Source organism: Methylobacterium sp. WL64 (assembly GCF_008039945.1).
GTDB lineage: Bacteria > Pseudomonadota > Alphaproteobacteria > Rhizobiales > Beijerinckiaceae > Methylobacterium.
Map to the genome: position 1 here is coordinate 1 of NZ_VRVA01000039.1, position 13,343 is coordinate 13,343.

Here is a 13,343-nt window from a genome sequence, read left to right on the forward strand (position 1 = left end):
GGGTGTCGCCGAGCCTGTCCCGGGAGCCTGGGCCCGCCCCGTCTCCGGCATCAGCCCGAACGCGGCCGCCGTGGCGAGCAGGGTCCGGCGCGACGGCTGACCGGTGCGCGGATCGGTCGGCGGCACGGGGCGGGATGAGGTCATGGGATCTCGACGGCGGCTCGCGATGGCCCCGGCTAGATAACGGCGTGCCCGCCCGCGCGCCACCGCCGCCACGGGAGGTCAAGTTTTTTGCTGCGAGCCGTGCGGCCCATGCTATAGGGCGCGCTTCCGGCGGCCGGCGACGCGCCGGGTGTCGGCGCGCGCGGGCGTGGCGGAACTGGTAGACGCGCTGGATTTAGGTTCCAGTGTCGCAAGACGTGGGGGTTCGAGCCCCTCCGCCCGCACCAGGACGCTTCCAGATGGCGCGGTCCCGTTCGGGGCCGCCTCATCCCCGTATCCGACACCGTCGTATCCCGGACCGCGCGACCAAGCCACACGACGCCGGCCCGGCCGGCGGCCACAAGGTCTTTTGAAGAGCGACGACGACGATGCAGGTGACCGAGATCAACGCCCAGGGTCTGAAGCGCGAGTTTCAGGTGCTGCTGGCCGCCCAGGAACTCGAGGAGCGCCTGAATACCGAGCTCTCCGGCATGAAGGACAAGGTCCAGCTGAAGGGCTTCCGCCCCGGCAAGGTCCCGGTGGCGCATTTGCGCAAGGTCTATGGCCGGTCCGTCATGGCCGAGGTGGTGCAGAACGCGGTCAACGAGGCGAACCGCAAGATCGTGGCCGACAACGATCTCAAGCTCGCTCTGGAGCCGCAGGTCGAGTTCCCGACCGACCAGGCCGAGATCGAGAAGGCGCTCGACGCCAAGGCCGACCTGGCCTTCAAGGTCGCCCTCGAGGTGATGCCGAACTTCGAGCTGGCCGACCTGTCCGATGTCAGCCTTAAGAAGCTCGTCGCCAAGCCGGAAGAGTCCGAGGTCGATGAGGCCCTGCAGCGCATGGCCGGCCAGAGCCGCCCGTTCAGCGAGCGGGAAGAGGGCGCCGAGGCTCAGGACGGCGACCGCGTGACGATCGATTTCGTCGGCCGCATCGACGGCGAGGAGTTCCAGGGCGGCAAGGGCGAGGGCATCGACTTGGAGCTCGGCTCCGGTTCGTTCATCCCCGGCTTCGAGGAGCAGCTGGTCGGCGCCAAGGTCGGCGACAAGCGGGTCGTGAAGGCGACCTTCCCGGAGGCCTACGGGGCCGAGCAGCTCGCCGGCAAGGATGCCGAGTTCGACGTGACCGTCACGAAGATCCAGGCGGCCGGCGAAGCCAAGATCGACGACGAGTTCGCCAAGTCGCTCGGCATGGAATCGCTCGAGAAGCTGCGTGAGGCGATCGCCAAGGCGATCGGCGGCGACTTCGAGGCGGCCTCGCGGCGCAAGCTGAAGAAGGAACTCCTGGACGCCCTGGACGGCAAGTACGCCTTCGAGCTGCCGCCCTCCCTGGTCGCGCAGGAATTCGCCAGCGTCTGGGCCCAGGTCGAGCAGGACCTGAAAGCTCGCGGCAAGAGCTTCGAGGACGAGGACACCACCGAGGAGAAGGCCCAGGCCGACTACCGGAAGATCGCCGAGCGTCGCGTCCGGCTCGGACTCGTGCTTGCGCAGGTCGGCGAGAGCGCCGATATCAAGGTTTCCGACGAAGAGGTGAACCAGGCCCTCATCGCTCGGGTCCGGCAGTTCCCGGGCCAGGAGCAGCAGGTGTGGGACTTCTACCGCAAGAACCCGCAGGCGCTCGCCGAGCTTCGGGCGCCGCTGTTCGAGGAGAAGGTGGTTGACCACGTCCTCGGTCAGGTCAAACTCGTCGAGGAGCCGGTCTCGAAAGAGACGCTTTTCGCCGATGAGGATGACGACGACACGACCGGCGAGAAGCCGGCAGATAACGCCGAGGCCAAGGACGAGTCCAACGCCGAGGCAAAGGCCGACTGAGCCCCGCACTGTCCCAGGACGGCGGGCATAGGGTTAGGCGATGGTTAAGCATCGCCAGTGTTCGCTGACATGCCCGGGCTGCCCTGATTCGCGGCAGCCCCGGGCCTCATTCTGGGCAGGACGAGATGAGAGATCCGATCGACGTCTACAACAACGCACTCGTGCCGATGGTCGTCGAGCAGTCGAGCCGCGGCGAGCGCGCCTTCGACATCTACTCCCGTCTCCTGCGCGAGCGCATCATCTTCCTCACCGGTCCCGTGGAGGATTACGGTGCGTCACTCATCGTGGCGCAGCTTCTGTTTCTCGAGGCTGAGAACCCCAAGAAGGAAATTTCCTTCTATATCAATTCCCCAGGCGGCGTCGTGACCTCGGGATTGTCGATCTACGACACGATGCAGTTCATCCGCTGCCCGGTGACGACGCTCTGCGTCGGCCAGGCCGCCTCGATGGGCTCCCTCCTGCTCACCGCCGGCGAGCCGGGTCACCGCTTCGCCCTGCCGAACGCCCGGATCATGGTCCACCAGCCCTCCGGCGGCTTCCAGGGGCAGGCCACCGACATCCTGATCCATGCCCGCGAGATCGAGGCGCTGAAGCGGCGCTTGAACGAAATCTACGTGAAGCATACCGGCCGTGACTATGCGGCCATTGAGAACGCGCTGGAGCGCGACAATTTCATGACCGCGGATGCGGCCAAGGAGTTCGGCCTCATCGACGAGGTCATCCAGAAGCGTCCCGAGCCCGCCGCCGCCTGACGGTTGCGTCGCCTGACCGCCGCGGCGTGGCCTTGATCCCGCCGCGGCAGCGTGTTTGCATCCGATGACAGGGCCCATCGGTCAAAGACGCGCAGCATACTGTTTCTTTAAGCGGGCCCCCTTACGTTGAAGCGATGCGCGTGCGCCCTTAGCCGGCTGCGTACGCGACGAATCGGAGACCGATATGAGCAAGACTGGCGGCAACGACTCCAAGAGCACGCTGTATTGCTCGTTCTGCGGCAAGAGCCAGCACGAGGTCCGCAAGCTGATCGCCGGCCCGACCGTGTTCATCTGCGACGAATGCGTCGAGCTGTGCATGGACATCATCCGCGAGGAGTCGAAATCCTCGTTGGTGAAGAGCCGCGACGGGGTGCCCACCCCGAAGGAGATCCGGCGCGTCCTCGACGATTACGTCATCGGCCAGGACTTTGCCAAGAAGGTCCTCTCGGTCGCGGTGCACAACCACTACAAGCGGCTCGCGCACGCGACGAAGCACAACGACGTCGAGTTGGCCAAGTCCAACATCATGCTGATCGGGCCGACCGGCTCGGGCAAGACGCTGCTCGCGCAGACGCTCGCCCGCATCCTGGACGTGCCGTTCACCATGGCGGACGCCACGACGCTGACAGAGGCGGGCTATGTCGGCGAGGATGTGGAAAACATCATCCTCAAGCTGCTCCAGGCCTCGGACTACAACGTCGAGCGGGCCCAGCGCGGCATCGTCTACATCGACGAGATCGACAAGATCTCGCGCAAGTCGGACAACCCGTCGATCACCCGGGACGTGTCGGGCGAGGGCGTGCAGCAGGCGCTGCTGAAGATCATGGAAGGCACGGTTGCGTCCGTGCCGCCGCAGGGCGGCCGCAAGCACCCGCAGCAGGAGTTCCTGCAGGTCGACACCACCAACATCCTGTTCATCTGCGGCGGCGCCTTCGCGGGGCTGGAGCGGATCATCTCCCAACGCGGCAAGGGCACCTCGATCGGCTTCGGCGCGAGCGTGCAGGCCCCCGACGACCGTCGCACCGGCGAGATCTTCCGTTCGGTGGAGCCTGAGGATCTGTTGAAGTTCGGCCTCATCCCCGAGTTCGTCGGCCGTCTGCCGGTTCTGGCGACCCTCGAGGATCTCGACGAGGCGGCGCTGAAGAAGATCCTTCAGGAGCCGAAGAACGCTCTGGTGAAGCAGTACCAGCGGCTGTTTGAGATGGAGAACGTCGACCTGACGTTCCAGGACGACGCACTGTCCCTGGTCGCGCGCAAGGCGATCGAGCGCAAGACAGGCGCTCGCGGCCTGCGGTCGATCCTGGAGACCATCCTGCTGGACACGATGTACGACCTGCCCGGTCTCGAATCGGTGGAGCAGGTGGTGATCGGTCCGGAGGTCGTGGAAGGCAAGTCGCGCCCGCTCTACATCCACGGCGACCGCAACAAGGAAGCGCCCGCCAGCGTCAGCGCGTAAGCGCTTGGCGGGGTTGCGTTAAGCACCCGGCTTCGGCCGGGTGCGCCGCGGGGAACATCTTGAAAACGGTGGCCCCCGCAGCCACCTCAGGCTCATCGCGGTGGCCGCTCGCTCCTTCGAGGAACGGTCCGCGTCGCCAGCCGCAAAGTCCACGACAATCCCGACCCTCGCGGCCCGGTCGGCCCCTGGCAATGGTTCGCCTCATCGACGAGGGGATCGAAGCCGGGCGTCCCTGAGAGGAAGTCCCCATGACACAGTCGAAATCGCGCCAGCCGGTTGTCCCGGGCTCGACGGGTTCCTACGCCGTCCTCCCCTTGCGCGACATCGTCGTCTTCCCGCACATGATCGTGCCTCTGTTCGTCGGCCGCGAAAAATCGATCCGCGCCCTCGAAGAGGCCGTGCGCACCGATCGCCATATCTTGCTCGCCACCCAGATCAACGCGGGTGACGACGATCCGGCAACCGACGCGATCTACAAGATCGGCACGCTCGCCTCCGTACTGCAGCTCCTGAAGCTCCCCGACGGTACCGTGAAGGTGCTGGTCGAGGGCATCGGTCGTGCCAAGGTCACGGGCTTCACCCGCTCGGACGAGTATTACGAGGCCACCGCCGAGGCGCTGCACGACGAGCTCGGCGACCGCGTCGAGGCCGAGGCGCTCGCGCGCTCGGTGCTCTCGGAGTTCGAGAACTACGTCAAGCTCAACAAGAAGATCTCTCCGGAGGTCGTCTCGGCCGTGACCCAGATCGACGAGCCCTCCAAGCTCGCCGATACGATCGGCTCGCATCTGCTCGTTAAGATCTCCGATAAGCAGGGCATCCTCGAGACGCCGACTGTGGCGCAGCGCCTCGAGCGCGTGCTGTCGCTGATGGAGAGCGAGATCTCCGTGCTCCAGGTGGAGAAGCGCATCCGGACCCGCGTCAAGCGGCAGATGGAGAAGACCCAGCGCGAGTACTACCTGAACGAGCAGATGAAGGCGATCCAGAAGGAGTTGGGCGACTCCGAGGACGGCCGTGACGAGCTGGCCGAGCTGGAAGAGAAGATCGAGAAGACCAAGTTCACCAAGGAGGCGCGCGACAAGGCGACGGCCGAGCTGAAGAAGCTCCGGCAGATGTCGCCGATGTCGGCCGAGGCCACCGTGGTGCGCAACTATCTCGACTGGATGCTCGGCATCCCGTGGGGCAAGCGTTCGAAGATCAAGAAGGATCTGCTTGGCGCCCAAACCCTGCTGGATGAGGATCATTTCGGCCTCGACAAGGTCAAGGAGCGGATCGTCGAGTACCTCGCCGTGCAGCAGCGGGCGAACAAGCTCACCGGCCCGATCCTATGCCTCGTCGGTCCCCCCGGCGTCGGCAAGACCTCGCTGGGCAAGTCCATCGCGAAGGCGACGGGTCGCGAGTTCGTGCGCATGTCGCTCGGCGGCGTGCGGGACGAGGCCGAGATCCGGGGTCACCGCCGGACCTATATCGGTTCGATGCCCGGCAAGATCGTGCAGTCGATGCGGAAGGCCAAGACCTCGAACCCGCTCATTCTGCTCGATGAGATCGACAAGATGGGCATGGATTTCCGCGGCGATCCGTCGGCGGCGCTCCTCGAGGTTCTGGACCCAGAGCAGAACAGCACCTTCAACGACCACTATCTGGAGGTGGACTACGATCTCTCGAACGTGATGTTCGTGACCACGGCCAACACCCTCAACATCCCCGGTCCGCTCATGGACCGCATGGAGGTGATCCGCATCGCCGGGTACACCGAGGAGGAGAAGGTCGAGATCGCGCGCAAGCACCTGATCCCGAATGCCTTGAAGAAGCACGGCCTCGGGACGCACGAGTGGTCGATCGACGACGACAGCCTGATGATGCTGGTTCGCCGCTATACGCGGGAAGCCGGCGTCCGTAACTTGGAGCGCGAGCTGTCCAACCTGATCCGCAAGGCGGTGAAGGAGATCCTGATCACCAAGACCAAGTCGGTCGTGGTCAACGCGGATACCCTTCCGGTCTTCCTCGGTCCGCCGAAGTTCCGCTACGGCGAGATCGATGCGGACGATCAGGTCGGCGTGGTGACGGGTCTGGCCTGGACCGAGGTTGGCGGCGAGTTGCTGACGATCGAGGGCGTCATGATGCCCGGTAAGGGCAAGATGACCGTCACGGGCAACCTGAAGGACGTGATGAAGGAGTCGATCTCGGCAGCCGCATCTTACGTGCGCTCGCGGGCGATTGACTTCGGGATCGAGCCGCCGCTGTTCGAGCGTCGCGACATCCACGTCCACGTGCCGGAGGGGGCGACCCCGAAGGACGGCCCGTCCGCCGGCATCGCGATGGCCACTGCCATCGTCTCGACGCTGACCGGCATCGCGGTTCGTCGCGATATCGCGATGACCGGCGAGGTGACTCTCCGCGGTCGGGTCCTGCCGATCGGCGGCTTGAAGGAGAAGCTGCTCGCGGCGCTGCGCGGCGGCATCAAGACCGTGCTGATTCCCGAGGAGAACGCCAAGGACATCGCCGAGGTGCCCGACAGCGTGAAGAACGGGTTGGAGATCATCCCGGTCTCCCGGATGGATCAGGTGCTGGAGCGGGCGCTGGTCCGGGTCCCCGTCGCCATCGAGTGGGAGGAGCCGCTGCCCGTGGCCAAGCCCGCCCGGACGGAAGAGGACGGTGCGGCGTTCATCGCCCACTGAGGATCGATCACTCAACCGATGCGATAGCCCCCGGAGCCTGCTCCGGGGGCTTTTTCGTGGGACCGGCCCGGCATGCGCATTCTGCTGATCAACCCCAATACCAGTCAGGCCGTCACCGACCTCGTGGCGGATCACGTGCGCCGCCAGATCGGCGACCGCGCGGACCTGCGGGCCGTCACGGGTCGGTTCGGGGCCCGTTACATCGCGAGCCGTGCAGCCGCGGCCATCGCGGGCCACGCCGCCCTCGATGCCCTGGCCGAGCACGGGGATTCCTGTGACGCGGTCTATCTCGCCTGCTTCGGCGATCCGGGCTTGTCCGCCCTGCGCGAATTATCACCCGTGCCGGTCGTCGGCATGGCGGAGGCGGCCTGTCGCGAGGCCGCCGCCACGGGGGCGTTCGGCATCGTCACCGGCGGGACGGCTTGGGACCCGATGCTTCGGGAGTTCGTCGGCACCCTCGGCCTGTCGGACCGGCTCGCGGCCATCACCACGGTGGCGCCGACCGGAGGCGACATCGCCCAGGATCCAAACCGCGCCCGCGGCATCCTGTCGCAGGCCTGCGCCAAATGCCAAGCGGCCGGAGCGAACACGGTGATCCTCGGGGGCGCCGGCCTCGCGGGGCTGGCGCGGCGCCTCGCGTGGCAGGTCCCGTGCCCGCTGATCTGCTCCGTCGAAGCCGGCACCCGGGCAGTCCTGGCCGCCGCGACGGCGCCCGCCGTTCCGGCGATGCGCCCCGTGCCGATGGACAGCATAGGCCTGACGACCGCCCTGGCACGCCGGCTGGCAGCACCGTGACGCCAGCCCCTTGCGCCACACCGACCCCATGCCGTAACGGTCGGCCGCCGGGCGGTTAGCTCAGTTGGTAGAGCGTCTCCTTTACACGGAGAGGGTCGGGGGTTCGAGTCCCTCACCGCCCACCAGCGTCACCGGGCTCCTGAGTGATCGCGGCCCCGGCTGAGGCCCCCACCCCCGATTGACCGAGCCGCCCGGACGACCGCGGCAGCGTCGATGTGCGGGAACATATGACCCAGACCGGGCAGCAACTCGAAGGTCGCCCCCGGGATCATCCGGGCGGCGGTGGCCCCGTGCAGGTATGGGTTCACCACGATGTCGGCGCCGCCGCAGAGGATGCGGGTGGGAACCCGCAGGCTCGGGTAGCGCATCACACTGCGTGTCAGGGCCGGCCAGAGCCAGCCGGCATCCTCGCCCTCGGCGGTGATCTGCGCGGCCCGACTGGCCAGCGCGAACGGAAAGTCGGTGCGGAACCGCTGTGGCATCGCCTGGGGCAGGAACATCGCGTGCCACAGCAGCGGCAGCAGGGCCGGATCGCTCGAGGCGCTCAGGGCCCGGGTGACGAAATCCCCGCCGAACGGCAGCGCCCGCGGTCCGAACAGAATCTGTTCGAGGCGCACCTCCGGGAAGCAGATTGGGGCCAGGGAGACGATGCCGGCGATCTCGTCCGGGTAGAGCATCCCGTAGGCGAGGGCGATTGCGCCACCGAACGAGTGGCCCAGGATCACCGGCCGCTTCAGGCCCAGCCGCTGCATCGCGTCCCGGATCTGCCTGGCCTGATCCCAGATGTCGGCGCCGGATCCGCGCGGGCGCAGGCTGAACCCATGGCCGGGGCGGTCGACGGCGACCACGCGGAAATGCTGGGCGAGTGCCGGCACCGGGCCGAGCCACTGGTCTTCCAGGCACATCAGCGTGCCGTGGATCGCCACGAGGTCGGGGCCGCTGCCGATTTCGGCATACGCGATGGTTCGGTCGTCCGGGAGGCGCACGAACCGGCGTGGAACGATCCGGGGATCAGCCCGCTCGTCCGGCGACGGTAGGGCCGGGCCGGGGAGGGGGACCGCAGCCGGAGCCAATTACAGGCGCTTCCTGCGGCTGGGGGCCGATCCGAGCAGGGCCAGCGCCGCTACCGTGCCGACCCCGAGCAGACCGGCCGCCGTGGCCAGCGGGTGCAGGCTCGCCCGCGTGTAGGCGCTCGTGCGCATCACGTAGACAGGTGGGTCGCCGCGCGTGAGGCCGGCCGAGACCGGCGCGTGCAGGGCGCCGGACGGGTCACGGGGCGGGATGCCGCGCTTCTGCATCGCGACGATCGTCGGGGCCATGTAATCGTAGGCGCCCGGGGCGAATTCCTTGCCGGCCACGAACGCCTTGCCGGCACCGCCGACGAAGATGTCGCGCTGCGGGTGCACGGCCGCATGCAGGATCGCGTTCGCGACCTCCTCGGGCGGGTAGATCGGCGGCGGCAGGCTCGGCTCCCGGTCCATGTAGTTGCGCGCGCGCTGGGGCAGGGGGGTGTCGATCGAGGCAGGCTTGATCAGCGTCACCGAGATCGGCGCGTCCTCGACCATGAGCTCCATGCGCAGGGCGTCGGTGAAGCCCTTCACGGCATGCTTGGAGGCCGCGTACATGCCCTGGAACGGGAAGGCGAGATCGGACGCGATGCTGCCGACGTTGATCAGTGCGCCGCCCTGCTTGTTCAGGTGCTCCACGGCGACCAGGGACCCGTAGACGGTGCCCCAGAGATTGGTCTGGATCAGGCGTTGATGGTCTTCGTCGCTGATCTCGCGAAGGCGGCCGTAGATCGACCCGCCCGCGACGTTCACCCAGGTGTCGAAGCCGCCGAACGTCGCGATCGCCTGATCGGCGATCGCCTGGACTTCGGCCCGGTTGCCGACATCGGCGACGACGTGGAGCGCCTTGCCGCCGACGCCCTCGATCTCCGCCTGGATCCGGGCCAAGGCCTCGCCGCTGCGGGCGGCCAGCACGACCCGGGCACCGCGCTCGGCCGCCATCCGGGCGGTCGCGAGGCCGATGCCGGACGATGCGCCGGTGATCACCACGACCTGCTCGCTGAGCGGCTTGTGCTTCATCGCTCTTCCCCACATCTGCGATCCGCGCGACCGGCCATGTAGCGCCGGCGCGGTCACGCGCATGAGGTTAGTCGCCCGGCGGTGCGTACGGTTCCGGCTTGGCCGGAGGTGATCGCGTCGCAGGCCTCGCCGTCGCCCGTTCGATTTGGTGCCGATCCTGCAGGGATCGCGTGCGGCGCTCCGGGGTAGTCCTCGGCGCGGGCATCCTTATCTCTCTCCGGACCATGACATCCTCAGCGACAGCCTGCCCGACCCCCGACGACGCGCAGCCGACTCCGCGCCGGATCCCCTCGGTGGAACGTCTGGTCGGCGGCGCCTCGGAGGAGCTGCTCGCCGCCTACGGGCGCACGGCCGTCACGGCGGGCGTGCGGGTCGTCCTCGCCGGGATCCGCGCGGAGGGAGGCGCCGTGCCGGACGAGGCGGCGATCCGTGAGGCGGTCGCGCGAAATCTTGCGGCCGAGCGGCGCGCGTCCCTGCGGCCGGTCTTCAACCTCACCGGCACGGTTCTGCACACCAATCTCGGCCGGGCGCTCCTGCCGCGCTCCGCCGCCGAGGCCGTGGCCGCCGTGATGGTGCAGGCGAGCAACCTCGAATTCGATCTCGCCACCGGGACCCGGGGCGAGCGCGACGACCACGTCGAGGATTTGATCTGCCGCCTGACCGGGGCCGAGGCCGCTGTGGTCGTCAACAACAACGCCGCCGCGGTCCTGCTGGTGCTGAACGCCTTGGCGATGCGCAAGGAGGTGGTGGTCTCGCGTGGCGAGCTGGTGGAGATCGGCGGCTCGTTCCGGGTGCCCGACGTGATGGTCCGTGCCGGGTGCCGCCTGCACGAGGTCGGCACCACCAACCGGACCCATCTGAGCGACTTCGCCGAAGCCTTGGGCCCGCGCACCGGCCTGGTCATGAAGGTGCATCCGAGCAACTACGCGATCACCGGCTTCACCGCCGAGGCGGATCCGGTCGCGCTCCACGCCCTCTGCCGGGAACAGGGCGTGCCGCTGGCGGAGGATCTCGGCAGCGGCAGCCTCGTCGACCTCGCGGCCTACGGCCTGCCCCCCGAGCCCACCGTCCGGGCCGCGTTGGCGCGCGCCGACGTCGTCACCTTCAGCGGCGACAAGCTGCTCGGCGCCGTCCAATGCGGGATCGTGGCCGGACGGAAGGACCTGATCGCCCGGGTGCGCAAGAGCCCGCTGAAGCGGGCGCTGCGGGTGGACAAGATGACCTACGCCGCCCTGGAGGCGGTCCTGCGGCTCTACCTGCATCCCGAGCGGCTGGCCGAGGAACTGCCGACCCTGCGGCTGCTCACCCGACCGCGCGCGGCGATCGACGCGCAGGCCCGGGCCCTCGCGCCGGCGGTTGCCGAGCGGCTGTCCGGCTGGGCCACGGTCTCGGTCGATGCGTGCATCAGCCAGATCGGGTCCGGAGCGCTGCCGGTGGAGACCTTGCCCAGCGCCGCCCTGGTGCTGGTGCCGGATGGGGCGGGCGGGCGCCGCGGCGCCGGAGGGCGCTGCAAGCGCCTCGCCGAGCGCCTGCGCGCCTTGCCGGTGCCGGTGATCGGCCGCATCAGCGGCGATGCCGTCGTGCTCGACCTGCGGACCCTCGAGGACGAGGCCGGGCTGCTGAACAGCCTATCGAACATGTCATCGTCAGGTGACGGAGCGTCGGGCGTCCGGAGTTGTTGAGAAACCGGGCGTGGAGCGGGAGCTTGCACGCACGCTGAGCGTGTTATGCTAGAAGGGCCAACCCGCGGTCGCGGTGCGAGACAAGCGGCACCCGGACCGCGATGGGCGAGCAACATGTCGTATTCTGTGGACACGATCGAGGCGGAGCAGGCAACAGATCCGCTCCTGCTCGATAACCAGCTTTGCTACGCGCTCTACGCGGCCGCGCACCGGATGACGAAGTCTTACCGGCCGCTTCTGGAGCGGCTCGGCCTGACCTATCCGCAATATCTCGTGCTGCTGGTGCTGTGGGAGCAGGACGGCGTGACGGTCTCGGAGATCGGCCGGCGGCTGCGGCTCGATTCCGGCACGCTGACGCCGGTTCTGAAACGCCTGGAGAGCGCGGGCTTCCTGGCTCGGACGCGGCGCCAATCCGACGAGCGCGAGGTCGAGATCGCCCTGACGCCCCGGGGCGCTGCGCTCCGTTCGGAGGCGGTCACGGTGCGCGAGAGCGTGATGTGTCAGCTGGACCTCAGCGAGCCCGAGATCCGCGCCTTGCGCAGGGATCTCGGCGCCCTGATCGAGCGTCTGAGCGTCAACGACTGACGCGCTCACCGGCGGAGGCGGTTGCCCAGCACGAAGCCGTAGAGACCCATCAGGATGATCCCGGCCGCGCCTTCGAGGCCGACGAGCAGGTTGGTCACCCGTCCGGTCGGCTTCAGGCCGATCTCCGGTGGGTTGGCCGTCATCATGTTGAGCGCGCTGTAGCTCATCAGATCGATCGGGTTGTAGGTCGGTCCCGCCTCGGGACCCTCCAGCACGATCAGGCCGCCGGTCAGGCCATAGAGGCCCGCAAATACGACGATCAGGAGCGCGAAGGCCCGGGCGATGCGCGACAGGCTCTCGCCGTAATCGCACAGCCACTCGACGAAGCGGTCGGCGGTCCAGCGGTAGCCGTGGCGCAGGATGCCAGCCCCGTCCCGCTCGGCCCAGGCGGCGCGTGCCTGTTGCCCGGCATGGACACGGCCCATGCGGCGACCGCGCTTGTAGGCCCAGCTGGCCGCATCGTGGCTGCCGATGCTCTTCCAGTTCTGCTCCAGGGCGAGGTAGCTCGCCTGCGCCAGCTCGTAGGCGCCCGCCACCTCCTCGCCAACGGCACCGCCGAGCTGCTCGACGCTCATCCGGGTGCCGTTGAGCCAAGCGCCCGCGAAGCGTGCGTGCCGCAGCCGGCAGGTGGCGAGGTTGAGCCGGACGAGATCGGTGTCCGAAAGGTCGGCGCCGGATAGGTCTGCGCCGTCCAGCTTCGCCCCGGTGAACTTGGCGCCGCGCAGGCGCGATCCCGCCAGCGTCGCCTTGGCCAGGCTGGCGCCCTCGAAATCCGCGTGGGTGAGGTTGGCGTCGGCGAGCTTGGCCTCGTCGAGTCGCGCGTTGCGGAACACCGTGTCGTCCGCGTCGGCGCCGGAAAAGTCGGCGCCCCAGAGGTCGGCATCCGTGAAGTTGGCCCCGTCGAGGAGTGCCCCCGACAGGTCCGCGAAGCGCATCGCCGCCTGTCCGAAGCGGGCATCCTCCAGCATGGCGGCGGACAACTTGACCTGGCCTGCCACGATGCCGGCGAAATCCGCGCCCGAGAGGTCGGCCTCGGACAGGTCGGCCTCCTCCAGGATCGCCCCGACGAAGCGGGTCGACCGCCCGACCGCCCCGGTGAGGCTCGCCCGGCGCAGGTTCGCGCCGGACAGGTCGGCCTCCTCCATCCGGGCGCGGGACAAATCCGACCCCGCCAAGGACAGGCCGCCGGATTCAGGGTCGGCCCTTGCCGCATCCAGTTCGGTCAGCGCCCGCGCGCCGGCGTCGACATGCGCGAGATCGAGGCCCGGCTCGCGCACGGGCGTGCCGGAGGCGATCAGGTCCAGGAGACCGCGCAGGCGCGGCTCCACGTTTCGGGGCGTGACCTGATCCATCCCGGCT

The 13,343-nt window shown here is 68.3% G+C and carries 10 protein-coding genes and 2 tRNA genes; 9 read left to right on the forward strand and 3 right to left on the reverse strand.

The window, feature by feature from the left end:
- The first annotated feature begins 304 nt into the window (after positions 1-304).
- From FV242_RS17140 to FV242_RS17170, 7 genes are all read left to right on the forward strand, one after another.
- Positions 305-389, forward strand: a tRNA-Leu gene (locus FV242_RS17140).
- A 141-nt stretch (positions 390-530) separates the two neighbouring features.
- Complete coding sequence (gene tig, locus FV242_RS17145) at positions 531-1,952, forward strand: trigger factor (protein ID WP_147908827.1); 1,422 nt, start codon at positions 531-533, stop codon at positions 1,950-1,952.
- A gap of 125 nt (positions 1,953-2,077) precedes the next feature.
- The gene (locus FV242_RS17150) at positions 2,078-2,704 is read left to right on the forward strand and encodes an ATP-dependent Clp protease proteolytic subunit (RefSeq protein WP_007567155.1); all 627 of its coding nucleotides are present in this window, start codon (positions 2,078-2,080) and stop codon (positions 2,702-2,704) included.
- Positions 2,705-2,888: 184 nt separating this feature from the next.
- Positions 2,889-4,160, forward strand: a complete 1,272-nt coding sequence (clpX, locus tag FV242_RS17155; RefSeq protein WP_007567156.1) for an ATP-dependent Clp protease ATP-binding subunit ClpX — start codon at positions 2,889-2,891, stop codon at positions 4,158-4,160.
- A 248-nt stretch (positions 4,161-4,408) separates the two neighbouring features.
- Positions 4,409-6,835: an endopeptidase La gene (lon, locus tag FV242_RS17160; RefSeq protein WP_147908828.1), complete on the forward strand. Its 2,427-nt coding sequence runs from the start codon at positions 4,409-4,411 to the stop codon at positions 6,833-6,835.
- 72 nt (positions 6,836-6,907) lie between these two features.
- Complete coding sequence (locus FV242_RS17165; protein ID WP_147939758.1) at positions 6,908-7,630, forward strand: aspartate/glutamate racemase family protein; 723 nt, start codon at positions 6,908-6,910, stop codon at positions 7,628-7,630.
- 49 nt (positions 7,631-7,679) lie between these two features.
- A tRNA-Val gene (locus FV242_RS17170) sits at positions 7,680-7,755 on the forward strand.
- A gap of 3 nt (positions 7,756-7,758) precedes the next feature.
- Here FV242_RS17170 and FV242_RS17175 read toward each other — a convergent pair.
- Positions 7,759-8,703, reverse strand: coding sequence for an alpha/beta fold hydrolase (locus FV242_RS17175; RefSeq protein WP_147939759.1), 945 nt, complete (start codon positions 8,701-8,703; stop codon positions 7,759-7,761).
- Complete coding sequence (locus tag FV242_RS17180) at positions 8,704-9,717, reverse strand: SDR family oxidoreductase (RefSeq protein WP_147939760.1); 1,014 nt, start codon at positions 9,715-9,717, stop codon at positions 8,704-8,706.
- Between the two features lie 224 nt (positions 9,718-9,941).
- Between FV242_RS17180 and selA the strand changes: the two genes are divergently transcribed.
- Both selA and FV242_RS17190 read left to right on the forward strand, forming a co-directional pair.
- The gene (gene selA, locus FV242_RS17185) at positions 9,942-11,399 is read left to right on the forward strand and encodes an L-seryl-tRNA(Sec) selenium transferase (protein ID WP_147939761.1); all 1,458 of its coding nucleotides are present in this window, start codon (positions 9,942-9,944) and stop codon (positions 11,397-11,399) included.
- A gap of 114 nt (positions 11,400-11,513) precedes the next feature.
- Positions 11,514-11,984, forward strand: a complete 471-nt coding sequence (locus tag FV242_RS17190) for a MarR family winged helix-turn-helix transcriptional regulator (protein WP_147907162.1) — start codon at positions 11,514-11,516, stop codon at positions 11,982-11,984.
- Positions 11,985-11,989: 5 nt separating this feature from the next.
- On the opposite strand, the gene FV242_RS17195 is transcribed toward FV242_RS17190, so the two are convergent.
- On the reverse strand, positions 11,990-13,336 hold the full coding sequence (locus FV242_RS17195) for a pentapeptide repeat-containing protein (protein ID WP_147907163.1): 1,347 nt from the start codon (positions 13,334-13,336) through the stop codon (positions 11,990-11,992).
- Positions 13,337-13,343 lie beyond the last annotated feature (7 nt).